This is a genomic window from Nocardia sp. CDC519 (assembly GCF_059509835.1).
The window spans coordinates 5,425,705-5,445,737 of the sequence record NZ_CM183377.1 but is presented as its reverse complement, the minus strand read 5'-3'; the positions used below and the strand labels follow the sequence as shown (position 1 = coordinate 5,445,737).

The window sequence follows — 20,033 nt, the reverse complement described above, 5'->3', positions numbered from 1 at the left end:
CGCGCGAAGACCAAAACACCTCAAACACACCCCCCACGCCCTCCCCGGGAGGCCCCCCGCGGCGGCGTTACAGTGCGAGCATGGCCCGCCTTCCGGCACGCGAATCAGCCAGCGGGCGCACCGCGATTCGCATCAACGCCAGGGCGTTGTCGTCGCCCGCAATGCGATTCGAGCGCACCGCACCACAGGCCAGGCAGTGGTGAATGAGCGCCCACTCGCCACTGTCGCGCACCGAGATGCTGATCGCCGTCATCCGGCCCCGGCACGGCTCGGCCCTGTCGCCGGGCCGCCTGCGGTCGACATGCCGGCTGGTCAGACATTGCGGGCAGTGATTGCGATGTGCGGTACCCGGTGCGGCGAAAGGAACATCGAACCGGCACTGCACACAGCGGAACGTACCGGCCGATGACCCGGTGTCGGTCGCGTGCAGCACATCCTTGGCGCGCTGCCGATGGCGTCGTGTGGTGTTTCTGCGCGGCATCGCCGATGTCCTCACAGCTCGCTGAAGATTTCGAGCGGAAACGGCGGCTCCGCGAGCGGACGCACGGCCAGGCGCATCAGGATCAGCTGATTGTCATCGGTGGTGATCTGATGGAGCGACAGCTCGCCGCACCGGGCGCAGCGGTGCACGATGGCCCAGTGCCCGGTCCGCAGCGCCGCGATGGACAGCGGCGCCATCCGGCCACCGCAATCGGAACGGCCGCTGTCCCGATGATCGACGGTATGCCTGGAATGCAGACAGCTCGGGCAGTGATTGCGCCTGCTGTCATCCGGCGCGAGTACGGCTACGACGAGCCCGCATCGGAGGCAGGTGAAGGTGCCGGTCCGTTGTGCCGGACTCGGGTTGTTGTGTGTGGTGGTGTCGGACACCCGGTAGCTCCTGACTGAGACGAAAGAGAAACAGCGAGAGCCGGCCGAGTGCGCCTCGATGGATGGCGGGCTACCGCGCAGGCCGGGCCTGGGCGGTAGTGGCATCGGTCATTCGGTGAGGCGCGCTCGGCGCCATCCAGGGGGTAGACATCCTCATCCTCCGAAGTCGGAACGTTGTGGTTCGACGGGTCGATGGAGCACTGTAGGCCGCGGGCGCGCGAGGGTGCCAGCGAATTTCTCAGCGGTCCTACGCCCGGAATTCGGTGCGAGGGCGGTCATCGGCGTGGTGGTTCGATGAGTAGCGGTTTTATCAGCGCTTCGAGTTGCTCGACCATGTCCTCGACGGTGATGAGCTCAGGAGCCATCGTGGCCTGGAGGTGTATGCCGATAGAGGCAGCGATCAAGATGGTGGCCAAGCCGTCGGGCCGCACGCCGTCGGGCAGGTGAACGTGCGCGTCGACCCATCGCTCGGCAATCTCACGCAGCTGTTCATGCAAACCCGCGTACTTGTCGTGGATGGGGGAGTCCGGGTTCGCGGCTTCGGCGAACAAGGCCACGAAGAGCAAAGACATCTTCGCGATCGCCGGCTGCTTGACGCCGGCCAGTAGATCGTCGGTCGGGTTCGGCGAGCCGTCGCCGGACGGTTCGCCTGGTCCGGCCAGCAGCGCGTTGCCCGCGTCGTCGAGCACCGCTGCGAGCAGTCCTTCCTTGTTGCCGAAATGCCACGGGATCGAGCCGCGGCTCACGCCGGAACGGGCCGCAACATCAGCGAAAGTGGTCTGCTGATAGCCCTTTTCGACAAAGAGGCCGGCGGCGGCCTCGATCAGCAGCCTGCGGCTCTCCCGTGTGGTCTCGGCACGTCGATCGGCCATGTCGTTCGTCCGTCCTTCCAGGGTTCCGGCGACGCAAGCCTAGCCTAGGCAGCCATTGACCGACTATTCAGCACAGGCTATGTTGGCTGACATAGAGCTCGGTCGTCGGTGCGCGAGACCACCGCCCGCCGGGCTCATCCATCCCCCACGGCGACGACGAACGCGCCTCTGACGAACCCCCAGCGGAGAGGGACAACGATGACAACTGACACGAGCCCGGGCGGGCCGAGGAGGTCCCCGCGATGAAGATCGACGGATCGGTCGTCCTGGTCGCGGGCGGCGCCTCGGGTTTGGGCCTGGCGGTGGTGGACCGAGCTGCCCGGGCGGGGGCGACGGTCGTCGTGCTCGACACCCACGCGGGCGCCGGCGGCGGCGAGAGCCGAATCCACCATGTCCCAGGCGATATCTGTGCCGACGGCGATGTCGCGTCGGCGCTGGACCGGGCGCGCGAACTCGGCCACCTGCGAGCGGTTGTGAACTGCGCGGGCGTCGATCGCGTCGGCTCGACGCTGAATGCGGACGGCCCCTTGCCCATCGAGCAGTTCGCCGAGGTGATACGGGTCAACCTGGTCGGCGCGTTCAATCTCCTGCGGCTGGCGGCTGCTCGCATGGCAGACCTCGAGCCGATCGAAGGCGAACGCGGAGTGATCATCAATACCGGTTCGATCGCCGGGACGGATGCTCCTGCCGGACTGGTCGCCTACGTCGCGGCCAAGGCAGGTCTGGCCGGAATGACCTTGACCGCCGCCAGGGATCTCGCCCCGGCACTCATTCGCGTGGTGACCATAGCGCCCGGCATTTTCGATACTCCGATGTTCGGCCGACTGCCCGATGACGCACAGCGGGCTTCGTTGTCGGCCACGCAGCATCCCGCCCGGCCCGGCGTGCCGAACGAATTCGCCGCACTGGTCGCCCACGTCATCGACAACGCCATGCTCAACGGCGAAACGATGCGGCTCGATGGTGCTGTGCGACTGGGGGTGCGGCGGTCATGAGCGCGGAACCAGCACAGCCGCGAGCCACGACTGTGTCCGTCCGCGGCCACCGGCTCGGTTCTTCCAGGCGCTTCGTGGTCATCGCGACGATCCTCTGTTCGGCGACGATGGTGGTGTTCGGCGGGTGGATGCGGGTGGACCCGGCGGGGTTCGCCGAATGGGCGAACTGGCCCAATCACGTGCACTTCCTGCACGACGCGGGCGTGTTCCAGCTGGGGATCGGGCTGATGATGCTGTGCGCGCTGCGATGGCCGGATGCCTTGGCTGTCGTGCTGTTCGGTTTCGCATTCGCCAATACCTTCCATGCGATCAACCACGCGATGGATGCCGACCTCGGCGGCAACAGTTCGGATTTCTGGACGCTGGGAGCCGTCTCCCTGATCGCGATCGCGGCGCTGGGCGTGCGCTTGCGAATCCTCGAACAGCGTAAGGAGAAGTGAGATGAGAGTTATCGTCGCCGGCGCGACCGGCACCTTGGGTATGACCTTGACCGAGCAGTTGATCGCCGCAGGGCATTCGGTGATCGGCCTATGTCGCCGGCCCGAGGGCGCGGACCGGCTGACGGCGATCGGCGCGGAACCGGTGGTGGCCGACGTGCTGGACGAGCACGGGCTGCTGACGGCGCTGACGGGCCATCGCGCCGACGCGGTGATCCACCAGGCCACCGCGCTCAGCCGGATGCCGATCACGCACAGCCGGCTCGACGAGACCAACGCATTGCGTGACATCGGCACCTCGCATCTGCTGCTCGCGGCCGCGGCGGTGGGGGCGCGGCGGTTCCTCACTCAATCTTTCTTTCTCGGCTACGGCTACCGCGATCACGGTAGCGAGCCGGTCACCGAGGAGCATTTGTTCGGCCGGCCGGACGGTTCGGCTTTCGATCGTCACCTGCGGTCGATGCGATCGAACGAGGATCAGGTCTTCGCCGCACGCGGAATCGACGGTATCGCGCTGCGCTACGGCCTGTTCTACGGACCGGAACCCACTACCCGGCGTTTCGCCGCGTCGACTCGCGCCCGCAGGCTCCCGGTACCCGCACGTGCAGGCATCACCTCGCCTATCCACATCTTCGATGCGGCCGCGGCGACCGTCGCCGCGCTCGAGCGGGGTCGCGGCGGCGAAGCGTACAACGTCGCCGACGACTGCCCCCTCGGATTCGATGACTACATTCGCGCGATCGCGCGGGCATCCGATGCTCCCGAACCGCGGCGTATTCCCGGCTGGCTGCTACGGCCCGCTCCCTATCTGTACGGACTCATGGTCGGCACCAGCATCCGATTGTCGAATGAGAAAGCGAAACGGGAGCTCGGCTGGACACCTCGATACGCCAGCTGCCACGAGGGGCTGGCCGCACTCGATGTGGATGACTACCAGATCCGATGAACGTTCGACCCGTCTGCCCGGGAAGGAACTCGCTGTGAGCTCGAATAGTAGGAAGCTGATGTCCACCCTTGTTGCTCCGGCCGGAGCGGCTTATGGTGTGGCACTGGGGTTTCGGATGTATCATCCGCCGCGCCGCCCGCACCACCGGCGACCGGAGGATGTCGAACTTGCGGCGACAGAGCGAATCGTCGACGTGTCCCCGACGGGGCGGATTCACGTGTGGCTGTGCGCGGGTGCGCGGGACCGCGTCGTCGTGCTCGGGCACGGCATAGGGCTGAGCAAATCGGCTTCCCTTGCCCATGCGAAGTTGCTCCACGAGGCGGGCTACACGGTGTGCCTGTTCGATCACCGCAACCATGGGGCGAGCAGCTATCACCGCGGTTTCCGCAGGCTCGGAGAGCATTTCACCACCGATATCGTCGAGGTCGTCGCGGCGCTGCGTGCGATGGCGGAGTTTCGTGACGCGAGGATCGCACTGTTCGGCTTCTCGTTCTCCACCTTCCCTTCGGTACACGCGTTGACCCGTCCGGACTTCGCCGTGGACGCGATCATCTGTGATAGCGGGCCGGTGGATGACGGACGCGCCCTGTTCGAACGCTTCCTGGCAGCGGGGCCGCTGCCTGTGCCGGGAGTATTCGCCCGTGGTCGGGCCGGCGCCGCCACCAGGTCGGCGATGACGGCGACAGCGCAGGCATTGCTCGGTGTCGAATGGCCGCCACGGGTGTCGCCCACGGCTGCGCAGGTACCCGCGCTCTTCATCTGCGGCGAAAACGATCAGATCACCACTCCGGAAGCCGTTCAGGCTCTGGCGGCCCGGTACACCGGTTTCCAGGTGGAGGTATTGCCCGGCGCCGGGCATCTGGAGGGATTGAAGCTCGCGCGACAGCGCTACACCGAACTCGTCCTGGATTTTCTCGGCCGCCACCTCGTCGCTTGATTCCGGGGACACGACGCCCGAAATTTCATCTCGTCCGGTGTGATTCCTTTCAGGAAGCTCGATGTATACGGCGCCGTATGTATAACCTAAGCTCAAATATACGGCACCGTATACATGAGTGAATCGGTGCGAACGCGGCGGTGTAAAGACGCGCCGTGTGTACCCGGCGGAGCCGGGGAGTTCCATATCCAGAACGAGGAGTTCACATGATCAAGTGGGCAGGTTGGCTCATAGTGCTGTTTCCCGGAATCGGCCACACAACGGGCGCTCTCATCGAGTCGGCCCCCACCCACGGGCAAGCATGGCTCGACGGGACGGGATGGACGGCGGAAGCCAATGCGATGGACTACGCCGAAGCCACGCTGTGGTACACGATATTCAGCTTCGGCGTCCCGTTCCTCATGATCGGCCTGCTGGTGCTGTGGCTGGACCGGCGCGGCATCACACCGCCGGCGTTCCTCGCCTGGCTGGTCGCCGGTTGGACCCTGATCACCGTCGCGGTCGGCGGCCCCTCGCCCTTGCTCGTCCTCCTGGTCGTCGCCGGTCTGCTCCTGGCCGGCTCCCGCCGTGCTCGTCATGACGGGCCCGGAAACGAGGCCGCACTATCCGTTCGCGCCGGCTGAACCAGAGACATTGGAGCGTCGCATGTCATCAATTTTCTCGCTATCCGGGGCAGTGCTGCACACCGACCGCCTCTGTCTACGGCAATGGCCCGCTGACGATCTCGCCGCCGTCGCCGATGGCGAACGGCGGGCGGACTGGGTGGACGACTTCCCGGCCGAGGGAGATCGCGTGATCGCCGGCGTGATCGCCCAGCAGGAGGCCGGAACGCGCGAGGGGCACCGGCAGATCGTCGAGCGGTCGTCCGGCTTGGTCGTCGGCAGTATCAGTCTGCTGTGGCCGCCGAACGACGGCGCCCTCGAATTCGGATACGGCATCGTCACGTCACGGCGCGGCCGAGGATATGCCGCCGAAGCCGCTCGGGCGATGGTCTCCTTCGCGCTGACCGCACCAGGGGTCCGCACGGTGTACGCCGATGTGGACGAGTCGAACCCGGCCTCCATCCGCGTCCTGGAAAAGGCCGGACTGCACCGTGTCGGCGGTGATGGGAGCACGGCCCGGTTCAGCACCGCGATGCCCGATCGGTAGCGGCCTGGAGCCGACTTCGCCGGCGGGTACGCCACCGGCGGAGATGGCGCGCGTGCTCACCGTGGAGCTGCGATCCAGCGCGCGGTGCAGGCGTATCTGTGCGATCAACACCGGGTTCTTCGACCAGAGTTGGACGCCCGGCGATCTCGAACCCGTCTGACCTCCGCCGGCTACGGCAGTGGCCCGACGGCGAACGCCGGCGCTTTAGGCGGTGCGGAGTAGCACGTTGTCGAGGAACTCTAGTTGATCCGCGAGGACCTCGGTTCGGGCGTCCGGGCGATAGAAGTCGAAGTGCCCGAACGGATACCGTCGCAGCGATCCGCTCGGCGCCACCTCGGCCAGCCGACTGCTGTCGGATTCGGTTGTCTCGTTGTCGAATTCGCCGACGCAGACCAGCAGCGGCATGGTGAGCCGGTGCGCACAGGTTTCCGGCTTGTAGCGCATCATGTCGAACAGGGCTCGCGGGGCCACCCGGTTTTCCCATGTGGCGCTGTGCATGGCCGCAATGGTCTGGGACGCTTGTGGCCCCGTCATCACGGCGAGTTCGCCGGTCTCACCGACCGCGGGAACGTAATACGGTGCCCGGCCGGTCCAGCCACGCACACGATCGCGCATCATGGCGCTGAACAACGCGAAGGTCGCCTTTCGAGAGCGTCCCGCGGCCTTCTTGGGAAATCCGTTGAACGGTATCTGGGCGACCACGGCCGCGATTCGTGAGTCGTCGGCCGCTGCCGTGACGACATGGCCCCCGCCGAGCGAGGTTCCCCATAGTGCGACCCGATTCGGGTCGACCTCATCGAGCCCACGTGTCAGGGCTGTGGCCGCATGGATATCGGCCACCTGCCCGGCAATGTCGACCAATTGCCGTGGCTCGCCGTGGCTCGTTCCGAAGTTCCGGTAGTCGAAGGTGACCGCGATGTAGCCGGCTGCCGCGAAGGTGCGCGCGGCCGCCTCGATCGACGGTGTGTCCTGAGTGCCACCGAACCCGGGGCACAGCACGACGCCGGGAAGCCCCGTTGCCCGCTTCATGCGATACACGGTCGCCGCGCATTCGGTGCCCCCGGAACGGAATTCGACTCGTATCACGTCCATACATCGCTCCTTGTTCAAGCCAGTTCGGTAGCAAGGATTCGTCCGAGCAGATCGAGCACATGGCGCCGGTGCCGGGCCAGGTCGAGTTCAGGCCGGCCGGCGTAGAACTCGTGTAGTCCGGTGAGCGCGCCGAGTATCGCCACCGCGGTCGATTCGGCATCGGTGACATCGAATTCGCCCGCCGCCACACCGTCTTCCAGTAGGCGCGTCATCGCCGGCAACAGTGCGGCCACAACTTCGCCGGTCACCCTCTTGTGCACGTCGTCGAACGATCGGGTGTGCAGATCGGCGAGGAACCCTGCGGACGCGGGCGCCGCGGCCAGCTCGTAGTTGTAATCGAGATAGGCCACCAGGCGTCGCCCCGGCGCGACCGTGCGGTCGCCGATGATATTCAGATAGTCGCGTTCCATCCGCCGTGCCAGCGTGGTGACGCATTCCTCCAGCACGTCGCTCTTGGATCGAAAGTGGTGGTAGAAACACCCCTTCGCGACCCCGAGCCGCCCGACGATCGCTTCCACCGTGGTCTTCTCGAATCCGAATTCGGTGAACAGGGCGAGAGCCGCGTCGACGATCTCCGCCTTGCGCACCTCGGGCTTCTTGACCTCCCGCATGTGCACCTCCATAACCGACGGTACAGACCGACCGTCGGTCGGTCAATCGCCCGAGTGCAGCCGGTGGAGGTAATCGGAGATCGTCGCGCCGGTGTGCGTGCGCACCGCGATATATCCATCAGGGCGAATGAGGATCAGGGTGCCGGAGTCGGCGCGATATATCCGCTCGGCTTCGGCGCCGATCAGCAACTGCGGGGCTGCTGATGGAGGGCGGGTCGAGGGATCGAGGATCAGGCAGGTGCGGACGCGTGCGGCGTTCACGCCGTCGATGCCATCGAAGGCCTGGATCGAGTCGGCGCCGAAACCGAGGAGGGTCCAGTGGGTTCCGCGCAGAACGTCGAACAGCCGTGTCGGTGTGCCGCCGACGTCGACACCGCGAGCGTCCGGTGCCCTGTCGCCGGGGCCTGGGCCTCGATGAGGCCTTGTGGTGGTGACGGTGAGTGGGGACTCGGGGTAGGAAATGCCGAGCTGGCTGGTCCTGGCGAGGAGCCTACCCATCACAGCGGGCCTTTTGAGCACCGGGAAGAGCACATGGTCTCGGAGCGCTCGTCGCACCCCGCGCAGAGCGAACACCGACTCGAAACCGCGGGAGCTGTCGGCAAGAACCTTGGCGGCGACCGGGATTCGTTCCAGTTCGTAGCTGTCGAGCAGGGCGCTCGGCGCGCCGTCGAGAACGGCGGCGAGTTTCCAGCCGAGGTTGTAGGCATCCTGGATGCCGGTGTTCATGCCTTGCCCGCCCGCGGGGGAGTGCACATGGGCGGCGTCGCCGGCCAGGAACACTCGCCCGTGCCGGTAGCGGTCGACCATGCGGGCGTTGAACCGATAGCGGGACAACCACGTCGGGCGGCTCAGTGAAATATCCGCACGGCCGGTTCGCGCGGCGCACAACTCGCGGAAAACGTCCAGCGTGGGCTCAGGGATCGACCCGTCCGGCCCCGGCACGACGTTGGCCTGGAACTGCCATGCCCCCTCGGCCTGCGGCAAGGGGGAAACCGCCAGGTAGCTGCCGTCCATGCCGAACCAGGCGTAGGCGGCATCGTCGTCGAGCCCCTCGATCGAGACATCGCCGACGAGGAAGTACTGGTCGTCATGCGTGCGCCCGTGCATGCCGATCCCGAGTTGTCTGCGCACCGTGGAATGCCCGCCGTCGCAACCGACCAGAAAACGCGCGCGGATCACCTCGCCGGTATCGAGTTCGGCAGTGACTCCATCGTCGTCCTGCCGGAACGAGCTCAGCGCGCGTCCGAACGACACCTCGCCGCCCACTTCGTGCAGTCGCTGCGCCAGTAACCGTTCTACCCGCCATTCGGGGATCACCAGCAGATCCGGATACGGCACACCGGGCCGCGGTCCGGAACCGGCCGTCGCCAACTCCACTGTGAGCCTGTGGTCTTGGTGCACACGCAACGGCAGTCCGATCACCCCCGCGGAGCGGATCGCGTCCACCACGCCGAGATCGTCGAGTACTTCCAGGCTTCGTGGCTGGAGTCCCTTGCCTCGTGACCCGAGGGCCGGGGTGTCATTGCGGTCGATCAGCCGGTGGTGCACCCCGCGCCTGGCCAGCTCGATGGCCGAGCACAGGCCGGTCGGCCCGGCTCCCACTATCAGGACCTCGGTCTCCTGAACGTCATTGTCCGGCATGGATTCCCACCTCATTTTCGTATTCACAACATCGTTGTACTACAACGTAATACTACGATGTAGTAATCTCAAGGGATGCCGAAGAAAAGTGAGCGCCGTGCCCTGTTGGCCGACACAGCGTTGGCGTTGATCGACGAGCACGGCCTGGCGCAGGTCACCCATCGCGCCATCGATGCCGCCGCGGACGTACCCATCGGCACCACCTCGAACTATTTCCCGACCCGGGCGGCGCTGTACGAGGCCATCGCCCGTCGCATCCTCGATCTTCAACTCGAAGCCGAGCCGGACTCCCCGCAAGACGAGGCGAGGTCCGAGGACGTCGCGGACTACTTGGCCGCAGCCGGTGATGCGGGCACGGGTGCGGCCAGGAACCGTTATCTGGCCCGGTTCGAACTGTCGCTGGAAGCGAGCCGAAATGCCGAGTTGGCCGCGACGATGCGCGAACTCCGCGCGGTCACCGTCCGCAGACGTGCCACCCGGATCCGAGCCGCCTACCCGCGCGCGACCGACCAGCAGGTCGACGCGATCGCATCCCTGCTCACCGGCATTGCCTTCGATCGCCTGACTCTCGATGTGCCCGCGATGGATACCGCCGAGGCGGCGAGCGCCGTGCTGCGCGGCTTCTTCGAATAGCGGAGGCGGTGGGGTGCGCTCGGGGTTTGCGTTCGCTACCGGTCGGGTACAAACCATTGATGATGGCGAGGCAGAGTTGTGGTTCAGCTGCCGGTCTGCGGGATCGGTTCGTTCTCCGCGAGCGCCTGGTTGCAGTGGCGTCCCCGGTCGAGTGGGGTGGCCCGCGGTGATAACGAGTGCGATCGTGGTGTTGCTGGTGCCCAGTGTTCTGCTCATCGTAGTGGCGTTGACCATGCGTCATTTCGACACGAGATAGCCCGGGTCGGGTCGGTCGGCCAGGTATTGCGCTGCCCGAACGGGACGGCCGCGAGATCGAAAGGTGCGCAGAATGGATCCTGATTCCGACAACACACCGATCGCCGCCGCGGCAGTGAGCCTCGGCTTGCCGGCGCGGCCGGACGCGGCGGCGACCTTGCAGTCGATCGCTGAAACCGTGGCTCTGACAGAGTCTTTCGAGGCCGATGACGTCGATGCCATCGGCCTCGTGGTGAACGAGATGGCCACCGAATTGGTCGGCAGCACCGATGATGCCGCGGTGGTGCACTGCGAGATCACTTCCAGCGCAAGCGTTGTGCACGTGCAGCTGGGCGCTGCCACCCATTCGGTTCCGCCCGGCGATGCGCAGGATCTCGACTGGCAGATCGTCTACGCGCTCGCCCCTTCGGCGACCGTGCGTTCCCGGCCGGGCATCAGCGGTGAGGGTTTCTGGACGGAGATGCAGTTCCGCTGGGACCGCGGCCGCTGCGGCACCCGTTGCCTGCGCGACGTCACTACTCGCATCGGTGGGGTCGGTACATCGGCGGCGTGAGCACCGCGTCGATCGGCTGGACCGTCGCTTTACATGCCCGCGCACTCCGCGATCGGCGCGGGATAGCGGGCGAGGTCGACGCCGTGGCGCCAGGGGCGGTGGATCGCGGCGCCGGGCAGCTCGGCCAGCTCGGGTATCCAGCGCCGGACGTAATCGCCGTCGGGATCGAAGCGGGCGGCCTGCCGTAGCGGGTTGAGGGTCCGATTGGGGCGGGTGTCAGTGCCCGTGCCTGCGACCCACTGCCAGTTGAGCTGGTTGTTGGCCAGATCACCGTCGACGAGCCAGTGCAGGAAATGGCGCGCGCCGATCCGCCAGTCGATGCGCAGTGTCGTGCTGAGGAAGCTCGCCGTGATCAGCCGCGCCCGCCCCGGTATCCAGCCCTGCGTGAGTAGCTGACGCATCCCGGCGTCGACGATCGGGAAGCCGGTGCGGCCCTGCTGCCAGGCGCGCACGGCTTCGGGGTCGGCGCGCCAGGTGATGGCGCGGGCCCGGTAATCGGCCCAGGCGGCATCCGGTCGCGCCGCGAGTACCTGATGGTGGAAGTCCCGCCAGGCCAGTTGCCGGGCGAAGGCATAGCCACCGTCGGTGCGCAGATCGGTCGACGACAGGATCTGGGCCGGCGACAGGCATCCGAAATGCAGGTAGGGGGACAGGTGGGAGGTGGCGTCCGCGTCGAGCGCGTCGCTGAGCCGGTCGTAGTCGCGCACAGCGCCAGAGCTCCACTGCCGCAGTAGCTTTCGGCCGGTGGTCGCGCCACCGACGTTCAGCTGCGGGGAGCCGGGTTCTCGGCAGAGCTCTGCGACGGTCGGTAGCTGGTCGGTGGGCACATCGGGTGTCGTGAGCTGGGCGGGCAAGGAGATGGGGACGCGGCGGTGGTCGTCGATCCAATGCCGGAAATACGGGGTGAAGACCGCGAAATGATCACCGCCACCGGAGGGGCGCAAGGCGGCCGGATCCACCGCGGTCACCGATTCGCCATGGGTGTGCAGGGTGCGGGCGTCCTGATCGAGCCGGTCGCGCAGGCGCTGGGCGCGGCGCGCACTGTGGGCGCTGACGTCGGCGGCGACGTGCACATGCGCGGCCCCGATCTGCTCGGCCAGCCGCACGGTCTCGGTGACCGTATCACCGCGGCGAATCACCAGATGGCTACCGACACGGTGCAATTCCGCGTCGAGTTCGGTGAGGGCGGCGAGCAGGAAACGTAACCGGTTGGCCGCGCCGAAACGGGTGATGATGTCCTCGTCGAGAACGAACAGCGGCACCACCGCGGACCCGGTGCGCTGGGCGGCCGCGAGGACGGGATTGTCCTCCACCCGTAGATCACGAGTGAACAAGGCGATCGAGGGGCTCGCCCCGGTGCGAGACGTGCCCGTAGTCTCGGCCGGCTCGTTCATCGCAGGCACAGTGGGGTGACGTCGCTGATCCCGCCGGTGGTCGGCGAGGTCAGGTAGAGGCAGGGGCTCTGCCCGGCGGCGGTGATCGCGGCACGCACCTGATCCCAGGTCGCGGCGTCGAGGCCGGCCGCGCGGGCCAGCACGAAGCCGGACAGTCGCGTCGGATCGGTCACCAGCGCCCAGGAATAGTCCGGTGCGAGGGCGGTGACGATGTAGTTGGTGGCACCGCGCTGCTGATCCTGCCCGGGTACTCCGGGAAAGCTGACATGCAGTTGCGCATTGGTCTGCGGATCGTTGACCGTTGCCGTGCCGCGGATCTCGTTCAGCTCGCCGGTCCAGGTCACGCACGAGTTGTGCACGGAGATGTCACCGCGGGCGTCGAGCGCGTACTCGGCGGTGGTGTCGCGGGCGCAGGACAGGTTGAACGGCTGCGGTACCGCGGCCAGTTGACGCCAGGTGCCGAGGTAACGCTGCACGTCGAGAGCGGGTACCGGCACCGGCCCGGCGACCTGGCTCGGTAGCGGGCCGGCCGACGCCGGTTGCGCCGGTACGGCGAGGGCCATCGCGGCCGCGAATCCGGCCAGCAGGATCGCCATCGGCGTGCGCCCGGTCGTGGTGCACGACTTCATTCGCAACTCCTCGCGTTCTGTCCTGTTCCCATCAACGTTACATGAAAAGATGCATAAACGATGCATCACGGGAACATGGCCGCGCGGCGTCGTCAGCTTGCCGTGTTCGCGGGTCCCGGTGCGCGGCTCCGGGGCCACCGCGCGGTGCGCTCCGGGCCTCGCGCGTGCGGCTCTCGGGCGGCGAGCCGCACGCGTCGTCGGGGCAGAATGATCTGCATGCTCGCCGGCCCGACTCCCGCTCCCGACTCGCCCGGTTATCCGGTGCGGGTGGTCGCCGAACGCCTCGGCATCCCGACGGCGACACTGCGCAGCTGGAACCAGCGGTACGGCATCGGGCCCGCCCGCGAGCCAGGGCGTCATCGTCTCTACAGCGAATCCGATATCGCCCTGCTGGAGCAGATGCTCGCGCTGATCCGCGCGGGCGCGAGCCCGTCGAGTGCGGCGGCCTCGATCGCGGGCAGGCGCACCGCGCCGGAGCGCGGCGGCTGGGCGGCGCTGCTAGACGCGGCCTTCGAACTCGACACCCATGCCATGGCCGATCTGCTGGCCACACACCTGGAAACCTTCGGCGTCATCGACACCTGGGAACTGCTGTGCCGCCCCGCATTCGCCGAGATCGTGGCACGTCAGCTGGGCGGCGAGGGCTGCGTCGACGTCGAGCATCTGCTGTCGTGGTCGATCACCGCCGCATTGCACACCTACCTGCCGCCCTCCGTAGGCGCGCGGCGCCCGCAGTCCGCGGTGCTGGCCTGCACCAGCGGCGAAACCCATGTGCTGCCGCTGGAAGCGCTGCGCGCCGCGCTCGCCGAACGTGGTGTACGGGTGCGGATGCTCGGCGCGAACGTCCCGACGGCGGCGCTCACCGATACGCTCGCCCGCACCGATCGCCCGCCCGCCGTCGTGCTGTGGTCCCAGCAGGAGTCGACCGCTTTGATCTCGGCGATTCGCGCCGCGGGCGCGACCGGTGCGCGGGTATTCGTCGGCGGTCCGGGCTGGGAGTCGGCGATTCTGCCGGAATCGGCGCAGAGCCTGTCCGGACTCGCCGACGCGGTGGACCGGATCCTCGACGCGGACGCCTGAGCCGGCCTGGCCGGTTGTCCCGGTAGCGAGGGCTCGACTTCATCCGAGAAAACGATGCATAATCGTTGCGTACCTCCCACGGCAACGCGTGACGAATCCGGATCGAGGGACCGTGATGACAGTCGATCTCGCGCCGAACCGCACGCGGCGCCGACGATCCGGCCACGGCAGGTCGCGATGAGGCACCGGTTGACGACGGACGGCGATCGAGCGGGAACCTCACCGATCGGGTGCGGTCACTTCGTCGAGGTGGTTGCGCAGTGCCGCGATGACGCTTATCAGCACGCGATGGGTGGTTCGGAGGTCGTCGTCGGAGAATTCGGCCAGCGCCGCCCTGGTCCGCGTGCCCACCGGAATGAAGAAGTCCTCGGCTGCGGACCGGCCCTGCTCGTCGTGGCGGAGCAGGACCTTGCGTCGGTCGGTGTCGTCGGCGTCGCGACGCAGGTGCCCGGTGTCGATCATGCGCTCGACCAGATAGGTGACGGCGGCCGAGGACATGCCCATCAGTCTGCCCAGCCGCCCCGGAGTGAGCGGGACGCCCTCGAACTCGGCGGTCGCGATGTGCAGCAAGGCCCGGAAGTCGTTGGGCCGCAGATTGTTCGACCGCGCGAAGACGTGCCCGAGCTGTTCGGAGACCGCGGTGAGCGCGCGCAGGTCGGAGCCGATCTCGGTTTCGATCGCCGGCCGCTCGGGGTCGCCTCGGTGCTCGGGCGCGCGTCGCTTCTGATCCACGGGCACAGCCTAGCCGCAGAACCTCTGTTGCTTAAATATTAAGAATCTGAGAGGGTTCGCCTGTGGATATCTGGAGCCGGTACGCCGCGACGGTCAGCTCGCGCAGGTCATGGTGGTTGCTGCTGGTGCTGGCGATTGCCGCGATCGGGGTGATCGGTGCGGTCGGGGAGAACGAGTCCGCAGGTGAAGCACCGAATTCGCTGCCCGACGGTAACCAGTCCGCGCAGATCGAACAGGCGCTGGCGCAGTTTCCCGACGCCGATTCGGCCTCGGCGGTGATCGTGGTCTCCCGCGCCGACGGCGCCGCGCTGAGCGAGGCCGATCTGTCCGCCGCGCGTGCGGCGGTGGCGCGGGCGACGTCGGCCGAGCCGAGCGACGTCCGGCTGATCACCTCACCCGACGGCGCCGCCGCGATCGGCGGTGTCCCGGTATCCGCGCAGCTGAGCGGGTTCGCGCTCACCGACGAGATCGAACGTCTGCGTACGGTTTCCACGACCGGCCTGCCCGAGGCCCTGCAGCTCCAGGTGACCGGTGGGCCCGCGTTCGGCGCCGATATCGCCGATTCGTTCTCCGGCGCGAACGCCACCCTGCTGGCGGTGACCGCGATCGTGGTGGCCATCCTGCTGATCGTCACCTACCGGTCACCGGTGCTGTGGCTGATACCGCTGCTCGTGGTCGGCCTCGCCGATCGGGTGGCCACCAGCGTCGGCACGGCGCTCGCGCAACTGACCGGCCTCAGCTTCGACGGCTCCACCTCGGGCATCACCAGCGTGCTGGTGTTCGGGGCGGGCACCAACTACGCGCTGCTGCTGGTGTCGCGTTACCGCGATGAACTACGGCGGGAACCGGACCATCGGCGCGCGCTCAGGCAGGCGTGCCGCCGGGCCGGGCCCGCCATTCTCGCCAGCAACCTCACCGTCGTCTCCGCGCTGCTGATCTTGCTGCTGGCCTCGGTGCCGAGCACGCGCAGCCTCGGTGCGTCGGCAGCGGCCGGATTGCTGGTCGTCGTGCTGTTCGTCTTGTTCGGGCTGCCGGCCGCGCTGGCGCTGTGCGGACGAAAGGTGTTCTGGCCCTTTGTTCCGGAGGCCGGTGGTCCCGATCGCTCCGAAACCGGGGTGTGGCATTCGATCGCGACGCGGGTGGTCGAGCGCCGTGCTGTCGTGGCCACCGGCGCGACGGCGGCACTGGTGGTGTGTGCGGCCGGACTGTTCACCGTCGATATCGGGCTCTCGCAGACCGAGCAGTTCCGGGTGCAGGCCGAGTCGGTGGCCGGCTTCGACACCCTGGCCGCGCACTTTCCGGCAGGCACCGGCGATCCGGCGGTCGTCGTCGCGCGTTCGGCCGCGGCGGCGCGGGCGGAGCAGGTGCTGACGGAGACGCCTGGGGTGCAGCGGGTCACCCGAACCGGCACCGCCGATACCGGGCTGACCCGCTGGGCGGTGGTGATCGATGCGGCCCCGGAGTCCGAACGCGCCTTCGATCGGATCGAGTCGATGCGCGAACGCCTGGCCGGAATACCCGACGCCGACGCCCTCGTCGGGGGCAGCGACGCCCAGGCCCTCGATACCCGGAACGCCGCGAGCCGGGACCGCGCAGTGATCATGCCGCTCATCTTGGTGGCGGTGCTGATCATCCTGATCGGACTGCTGCGGGCGATCCCGGCGGCACTGGTGCTGGTCGCGGTGACGGTGCTGAGCGCGCTCGCCGCGCTCGGACTCGGCAGCTGGGCAAGCGTGCACCTGTTCGGATTTCCCGCCATCGACACCAATGTGCCGCTGTTCGCCTTCCTGTTCCTGGTGGCGCTCGGCGTGGACTACTCCATCTTCCTGGTGGTCCGCGCTCGCGAAGAGACGCCAGGGCACGGGACGACACAGGGGATCGTGCGTGCGGTCTCGACCACCGGCACGGTCATCACCAGCGCCGGGCTCGTGCTGGCGGCCGTGTTCTGTGTGCTCGGCGTGCTGCCGCTGATCACCCTCACCCAGCTCGGCATCGTGGTGGGTCTCGGCATCCTGCTCGACACCTTCATCGTGCGCACGATCATCATCCCGGCCGTCTTCGCCACAATCGGGGACCGCATCTGGTGGCCGAGCATGCCGGGAGAGGCCCGGAAAGCAAGAAACCCGCGCCGCGGCGCGGGTTCCTGGGCTGAACGCTCCTAGATGGCGCGGACGCTCTGGGCCTGCGGGCCCTTCTGGCCCTGCCCGACCTCGAACTCGACCCGCTGGCCCTCTTCGAGGGACTTGTAGCCGGAGCCGGAAATCTCGGAGTAATGGACGAAAACGTCGGGACCGCCGTCATCTTGCGCGATGAACCCGAAGCCCTTTTCGCCGTTGAACCACTTCACACTGCCTTGCGACATACTTTGTTTTTGCTTCCTGTTGCGAGCCGAGCGATCACGTGAACAACCCGTACTCGTCACCCAGCATGGCACAGCTGCCGAGGACGCCGCGCGGCGGCACGGTCGAACAGCCTCGACTGTGCCGTCGCGACATCACGCCGTGACGTGTTCGAGCTCGGTGAGCCCGGTCTCGAGATGCGCAAGTAGCCGTTGCAGATGCGGCACGCTGCGGCGGCAGCCGACGATGCCGAAGTCGAGGTTGCCGGCATTGGAGGACAGGGTGATGTTGAGTGCTTGCCCGTCCAGCACGATCGACATCGGGTAGCTGCCGTCCATCCGCGCCCCGCAGTAGTACATGGGTTGCTCGGGGCCGGGCACGTTCGAGATGACGATATTGAACGGCGGGCGCGTCATCGAGATGAAACCGGGCAGGCTCGCCAGCCCCAGCGGCGACATCATCACCGCCGACACCGCCAAGGCCTGGATTCTCGGCATCTCCGCGAACAGCCGTTTGCCTTCCCGCATCGAGGCGCTGATGATCTCCAGGCGCTCGGCCGGGTCGGCGCTGTGCGTCGCGAGATTGCACAAGATGGTTCCGACGATGTTTCCACCGCTGTCGGCTTCGCTCTCGGTCCGCAGCGACACCGGAACCATGGCGATCAGCGGGGTATCGGGGAGTGCGTTGTGTTCCAGCAGATAGGTGCGCAGCGCGGCCGAACACATCGCCAGCACAACATCATTGACGGTCGCCCCGGTCGCGGCCTTGATCGCGCGGATCCGGTCCAGCGGCCACGATTGGGCGGCGCATCGCCTGGCACCGCCGATGCGCACGTTGAAGAGGGTGTCTGGTGCGGCGAACGGGAGCGTGAGCTGCTGGTCGGTGAGCGCCGAGCGAATCAGCGACACGGTCGACGGCGCGAGCTTCCCGATCGTCCGGGCGGCGTCGGTGGCGCGGGAACGGCCGCCGGACGAGCCGGACCGCGAACGCCTCGGCAGGTTCCACGGCGTCCGGATCTCGGTGTCCGAGGAGTCCGTGGTGAGGGTACGCCGCAGCAGTCGCTGGGCCGCGACGCCGTCGATCAACGCGTGGTGCACCTTGGTGTAGACGGCGAATCTGCCGTCGTCGAGCCCTTCGATGAGATGCTGTTCCCACAGCGGCCGATGCCGGTCGAGCAGCCCACTGTGCAAACGCGAGGTCATCGCCAGCAATTCACGCACCCGGCCGGGAGAGGCGAGGGCCGCCCGCTGCACGTGATAGTCGAGGTCCACCTCGTCGTCGTGGGTCCAGGCCAGGCTCGAGATGCCGCCGAGGATCCGGCCCGGACGTTTGCGGAACGTCGGATCGGTCACCGGCGAGTCGACGAGCCGCTGATGGATCGACCGAGCGAAATCCGGCCCTGCGCCTTCCGGCGGCTCGAACAGCTGGAGCGAGCCCACGTGCATGGGGTGCTCGCGCGATTCGTTCAGCAGGAAGATCGCGTCGGTCGGTGCGATCAGGTCGATCATCGCGGCTCCTCACTACCTCCGGGCGCGGCGCGGCGGGGCGCCGATCACCCGGCTTTCGCTTGCCTGGACCTGTCTTCGGATGCCGGTGCGGCGGCCGCACGGACGATGGGGGTGAGCAGCCGGGCAAGAATCAGCTGGTCGCGTGGCAGCTTGGTGGCCTCGGGTAGCCAGTTGTGCACGAAGCCGACGGCCAGCTCATTGTCGGGATCGACCCATCCGCCGGATCCGACGAGTCCGATATGGCCGAATCCGCCCGGTGCGCCAGGAATGGGCCATGAGTGATAACCGAGACGCCAGCCCATCGGCAGCAGCAGGTTGCGGTCCGGCAGGTAGGTCTGGATCCGCGAGGCCGCGCGGACCCGTCGCCGCGACAGCAGTGCGTTGTCGGTGGCGAGCAGGTTGTAGACCGCCGCGACCGCACGCGCGGTGAACACGCCGTTGGCGGCGGGCATTTCGCTGCGCAGGATGGGCGCCTCGGGCCCGGCGGCGAGATCGGCGATGCCCGCGGCGTAGATCGATCGGATGAATCCTGTTCCCGGGCCGATGAATCGGGTGGTGGTCCGCAGGATCTGCTCGGCGTTCGGGAGGCCGAGCGGCAGCGACGAGCCGGACAGCGTCGCCACGGAGACATCACTGCTCGCGGGCGGTGCTCCCAGGTGCAACCCGTCGATGCCGAGCGGTTCGGCCAATTCGGTGCGGTACAGCTCGGCCATTCCCTTGCCGGTCACGGCGCGCGCGATGCCTGCGACCAGCCAGCCGTAGGTGATCGCGTGGTAGGCGGGCAGGCCACGGAACCGATCGGGCCGTGCGGCGGCGAGACGCTCCTCCATCGCGACGTGGTCGAGCATCTCGGTGGTGTTCCTGGCCAAGGGGCCGATGCGGGAAAGCCCGGCGCGATGGCTGAGTACTTCCGCGACGGTAATGGCTTTCTTGCCGTTGGCGGCGAATTCGGGCCAGTACTCCGCGACCGGGGCGCGATAGTCGATCAGGCCGCGCGCGGCCAAGCGGTGCACAACGGTCGCGGTGATGCCCTTGGTGGTCGACCACGAGACGGCGCCGGTATTCTTCTGCCATTCGTTGCCGTCGGCATCCGCGATTCCGGTCCAGATGTCCACCACGGGAATTCCGCGATGGTAGACCGCCAGCGCACCGCCCCCGCGGCCCCCGGCGAACAACCGCGCGAATGCGGTGACCGCTCTGCGGTATCCAGGGTCGGCCGCGCCGCGAACGGTGGAGCCGCCTGAGATGGGTCGAATGGGTTCGAGCATTGTTCGCATCCTTCGGGTCATACCGCCGCACGCAGCCGTGAGACAGCAGTACCCATCCACGATACTGGACATCGTTCAGGACACGGCGGCCT

At 67.5% G+C, this 20,033-nt stretch carries 22 protein-coding genes; 10 read left to right on the top strand and 12 right to left on the bottom strand.

Annotation, left to right across the window (positions count from 1 at the left end):
- Window positions 1–67: 67 nt before the first annotated feature.
- The 3 genes from AC5W7N_RS24615 to AC5W7N_RS24605 all read right to left on the bottom strand — a co-directional run bounded on the left by AC5W7N_RS24615 (window position 68) and on the right by AC5W7N_RS24605 (window position 1,742).
- On the bottom strand, window positions 68–481 hold the full coding sequence (locus AC5W7N_RS24615) for an RNHCP domain-containing protein (RefSeq protein ID WP_194991247.1): 414 nt from the start codon (window positions 479–481) through the stop codon (window positions 68–70).
- Window positions 482–492: 11 nt separating this feature from the next.
- Window positions 493–975 (bottom strand): RNHCP domain-containing protein, encoded by a 483-nt coding sequence (locus tag AC5W7N_RS24610; RefSeq protein ID WP_195021189.1) that lies wholly within the window; start codon window positions 973–975, stop codon window positions 493–495.
- Window positions 976–1,145: 170 nt separating this feature from the next.
- Complete coding sequence (locus AC5W7N_RS24605) at window positions 1,146–1,742, bottom strand: TetR/AcrR family transcriptional regulator (protein ID WP_163814767.1); 597 nt, start codon at window positions 1,740–1,742, stop codon at window positions 1,146–1,148.
- Window positions 1,743–1,984: 242 nt separating this feature from the next.
- Here AC5W7N_RS24605 and AC5W7N_RS24600 point away from each other — a divergent pair, with 242 nt between their 5' ends.
- The 6 genes from AC5W7N_RS24600 (at window position 1,985) to AC5W7N_RS24575 (ending at window position 6,206) form a co-directional block, all read left to right on the top strand.
- A complete protein-coding gene (locus AC5W7N_RS24600) occupies window positions 1,985–2,737 on the top strand; it encodes an SDR family NAD(P)-dependent oxidoreductase (RefSeq protein ID WP_195021188.1) in 753 nt (250 codons plus the stop codon).
- Window positions 2,738–2,811: 74 nt separating this feature from the next.
- Entirely contained in the window at window positions 2,812–3,177 is a 366-nt protein-coding gene (locus AC5W7N_RS24595; RefSeq protein ID WP_280213331.1) for a hypothetical protein, read from the top strand.
- 1 nt (window position 3,178) lies between these two features.
- The gene (locus AC5W7N_RS24590; protein WP_195007247.1) at window positions 3,179–4,120 is read left to right on the top strand and encodes an NAD-dependent epimerase/dehydratase family protein; all 942 of its coding nucleotides are present in this window, start codon (window positions 3,179–3,181) and stop codon (window positions 4,118–4,120) included.
- On the top strand, window positions 4,101–5,057 hold the full coding sequence (locus tag AC5W7N_RS24585) for an alpha/beta hydrolase (protein ID WP_495922270.1): 957 nt from the start codon (window positions 4,101–4,103) through the stop codon (window positions 5,055–5,057). The genes AC5W7N_RS24590 and AC5W7N_RS24585 overlap by 20 nt, the downstream gene beginning before the upstream one ends.
- A gap of 206 nt (window positions 5,058–5,263) precedes the next feature.
- Window positions 5,264–5,680, top strand: coding sequence for a DUF6463 family protein (locus AC5W7N_RS24580; RefSeq protein WP_194991366.1), 417 nt, complete (start codon window positions 5,264–5,266; stop codon window positions 5,678–5,680).
- 22 nt (window positions 5,681–5,702) lie between these two features.
- A complete protein-coding gene (locus AC5W7N_RS24575; RefSeq protein ID WP_195021187.1) occupies window positions 5,703–6,206 on the top strand; it encodes a GNAT family N-acetyltransferase in 504 nt (167 codons plus the stop codon).
- A 204-nt stretch (window positions 6,207–6,410) separates the two neighbouring features.
- Here AC5W7N_RS24575 and AC5W7N_RS24570 read toward each other — a convergent pair whose 3' ends face one another.
- The 3 genes from AC5W7N_RS24570 to AC5W7N_RS24560 are packed head-to-tail and all read right to left on the bottom strand — an operon-like array spanning window position 6,411 to window position 9,550.
- Entirely contained in the window at window positions 6,411–7,298 is an 888-nt protein-coding gene (locus AC5W7N_RS24570; RefSeq protein WP_194991364.1) for an alpha/beta hydrolase, read from the bottom strand.
- Window positions 7,299–7,312: 14 nt separating this feature from the next.
- Complete coding sequence (locus AC5W7N_RS24565) at window positions 7,313–7,909, bottom strand: TetR/AcrR family transcriptional regulator (protein WP_195021186.1); 597 nt, start codon at window positions 7,907–7,909, stop codon at window positions 7,313–7,315.
- A gap of 42 nt (window positions 7,910–7,951) precedes the next feature.
- Complete coding sequence (locus AC5W7N_RS24560; protein ID WP_195021185.1) at window positions 7,952–9,550, bottom strand: FAD-dependent monooxygenase; 1,599 nt, start codon at window positions 9,548–9,550, stop codon at window positions 7,952–7,954.
- A 75-nt stretch (window positions 9,551–9,625) separates the two neighbouring features.
- On the opposite strand from AC5W7N_RS24560, the gene AC5W7N_RS24555 reads away from it, so the two are divergent.
- Complete coding sequence (locus AC5W7N_RS24555) at window positions 9,626–10,183, top strand: TetR/AcrR family transcriptional regulator (protein ID WP_163814759.1); 558 nt, start codon at window positions 9,626–9,628, stop codon at window positions 10,181–10,183.
- A 328-nt stretch (window positions 10,184–10,511) separates the two neighbouring features.
- Complete coding sequence (locus AC5W7N_RS24550) at window positions 10,512–10,991, top strand: hypothetical protein (protein ID WP_280213336.1); 480 nt, start codon at window positions 10,512–10,514, stop codon at window positions 10,989–10,991.
- 29 nt (window positions 10,992–11,020) lie between these two features.
- Here AC5W7N_RS24550 and AC5W7N_RS24545 read toward each other — a convergent pair whose 3' ends face one another.
- Window positions 11,021–12,385, bottom strand: a complete 1,365-nt coding sequence (locus tag AC5W7N_RS24545) for a cryptochrome/photolyase family protein (RefSeq protein WP_490725597.1) — start codon at window positions 12,383–12,385, stop codon at window positions 11,021–11,023.
- Window positions 12,382–13,014, bottom strand: coding sequence for a lipocalin family protein (locus AC5W7N_RS24540; RefSeq protein WP_490725598.1), 633 nt, complete (start codon window positions 13,012–13,014; stop codon window positions 12,382–12,384). The genes AC5W7N_RS24545 and AC5W7N_RS24540 overlap by 4 nt, the downstream gene beginning before the upstream one ends.
- A gap of 216 nt (window positions 13,015–13,230) precedes the next feature.
- Here AC5W7N_RS24540 and AC5W7N_RS24535 point away from each other — a divergent pair, with 216 nt between their 5' ends.
- Window positions 13,231–14,094, top strand: coding sequence for a MerR family transcriptional regulator (locus AC5W7N_RS24535; RefSeq protein WP_195007248.1), 864 nt, complete (start codon window positions 13,231–13,233; stop codon window positions 14,092–14,094).
- A gap of 219 nt (window positions 14,095–14,313) precedes the next feature.
- On the opposite strand, the gene AC5W7N_RS24530 is transcribed toward AC5W7N_RS24535, so the two are convergent.
- Window positions 14,314–14,826, bottom strand: a complete 513-nt coding sequence (locus AC5W7N_RS24530) for a MarR family winged helix-turn-helix transcriptional regulator (protein ID WP_490725063.1) — start codon at window positions 14,824–14,826, stop codon at window positions 14,314–14,316.
- A gap of 62 nt (window positions 14,827–14,888) precedes the next feature.
- On the opposite strand from AC5W7N_RS24530, the gene AC5W7N_RS24525 reads away from it, so the two are divergent.
- Complete coding sequence (locus AC5W7N_RS24525; protein ID WP_490725062.1) at window positions 14,889–16,988, top strand: MMPL family transporter; 2,100 nt, start codon at window positions 14,889–14,891, stop codon at window positions 16,986–16,988.
- Here AC5W7N_RS24525 and AC5W7N_RS24520 read toward each other — a convergent pair.
- The 3 genes from AC5W7N_RS24520 to AC5W7N_RS24510 all read right to left on the bottom strand — a co-directional run bounded on the left by AC5W7N_RS24520 (window position 16,985) and on the right by AC5W7N_RS24510 (window position 19,941).
- Window positions 16,985–17,188 carry a cold-shock protein gene (locus tag AC5W7N_RS24520; protein ID WP_163814754.1) on the bottom strand — a complete coding sequence of 68 codons (204 nt, stop codon included), beginning with the start codon at window positions 17,186–17,188 and terminating at the stop codon, window positions 16,985–16,987. The genes AC5W7N_RS24525 and AC5W7N_RS24520 overlap by 4 nt on opposite strands.
- Before the next feature lie 132 nt (window positions 17,189–17,320).
- Window positions 17,321–18,670: a WS/DGAT/MGAT family O-acyltransferase gene (locus tag AC5W7N_RS24515; RefSeq protein WP_490725075.1), complete on the bottom strand. Its 1,350-nt coding sequence runs from the start codon at window positions 18,668–18,670 to the stop codon at window positions 17,321–17,323.
- Between the two features lie 47 nt (window positions 18,671–18,717).
- Window positions 18,718–19,941 (bottom strand): serine hydrolase domain-containing protein, encoded by a 1,224-nt coding sequence (locus tag AC5W7N_RS24510; protein ID WP_490725061.1) that lies wholly within the window; start codon window positions 19,939–19,941, stop codon window positions 18,718–18,720.
- Window positions 19,942–20,033: the final 92 nt, after the last annotated feature.

Bases quoted from the DNA above. Each gene is read 5' to 3' on its own strand.
- AC5W7N_RS24615 (WP_194991247.1), bottom strand. From the start codon at position 481: ATGCCGCGCAGAAACACCACACGACGCCATCGGCAGCGCGCCAAGGAT.
- AC5W7N_RS24610 (WP_195021189.1), bottom strand. From the start codon at position 975: ATGCCACTACCGCCCAGGCCCGGCCTGCGCGGTAGCCCGCCATCCATC.
- AC5W7N_RS24605 (WP_163814767.1), bottom strand. From the start codon at position 1,742: ATGGCCGATCGACGTGCCGAGACCACACGGGAGAGCCGCAGGCTGCTG.
- AC5W7N_RS24600 (WP_195021188.1), top strand. From the start codon at position 1,985: ATGAAGATCGACGGATCGGTCGTCCTGGTCGCGGGCGGCGCCTCGGGT.
- AC5W7N_RS24590 (WP_195007247.1), top strand. From the start codon at position 3,179: ATGAGAGTTATCGTCGCCGGCGCGACCGGCACCTTGGGTATGACCTTG.
- AC5W7N_RS24585 (WP_495922270.1), top strand. From the start codon at position 4,101: ATGACTACCAGATCCGATGAACGTTCGACCCGTCTGCCCGGGAAGGAA.
- AC5W7N_RS24580 (WP_194991366.1), top strand. From the start codon at position 5,264: ATGATCAAGTGGGCAGGTTGGCTCATAGTGCTGTTTCCCGGAATCGGC.
- AC5W7N_RS24575 (WP_195021187.1), top strand. From the start codon at position 5,703: ATGTCATCAATTTTCTCGCTATCCGGGGCAGTGCTGCACACCGACCGC.
- AC5W7N_RS24570 (WP_194991364.1), bottom strand. From the start codon at position 7,298: ATGGACGTGATACGAGTCGAATTCCGTTCCGGGGGCACCGAATGCGCG.
- AC5W7N_RS24565 (WP_195021186.1), bottom strand. From the start codon at position 7,909: ATGCGGGAGGTCAAGAAGCCCGAGGTGCGCAAGGCGGAGATCGTCGAC.
- AC5W7N_RS24560 (WP_195021185.1), bottom strand. From the start codon at position 9,550: ATGCCGGACAATGACGTTCAGGAGACCGAGGTCCTGATAGTGGGAGCC.
- AC5W7N_RS24555 (WP_163814759.1), top strand. From the start codon at position 9,626: ATGCCGAAGAAAAGTGAGCGCCGTGCCCTGTTGGCCGACACAGCGTTG.
- AC5W7N_RS24550 (WP_280213336.1), top strand. From the start codon at position 10,512: ATGGATCCTGATTCCGACAACACACCGATCGCCGCCGCGGCAGTGAGC.
- AC5W7N_RS24545 (WP_490725597.1), bottom strand. From the start codon at position 12,385: ATGAACGAGCCGGCCGAGACTACGGGCACGTCTCGCACCGGGGCGAGC.
- AC5W7N_RS24540 (WP_490725598.1), bottom strand. From the start codon at position 13,014: ATGAAGTCGTGCACCACGACCGGGCGCACGCCGATGGCGATCCTGCTG.
- AC5W7N_RS24535 (WP_195007248.1), top strand. From the start codon at position 13,231: ATGCTCGCCGGCCCGACTCCCGCTCCCGACTCGCCCGGTTATCCGGTG.
- AC5W7N_RS24520 (WP_163814754.1), bottom strand. From the start codon at position 17,188: ATGTCGCAAGGCAGTGTGAAGTGGTTCAACGGCGAAAAGGGCTTCGGG.
- AC5W7N_RS24510 (WP_490725061.1), bottom strand. From the start codon at position 19,941: ATGCTCGAACCCATTCGACCCATCTCAGGCGGCTCCACCGTTCGCGGC.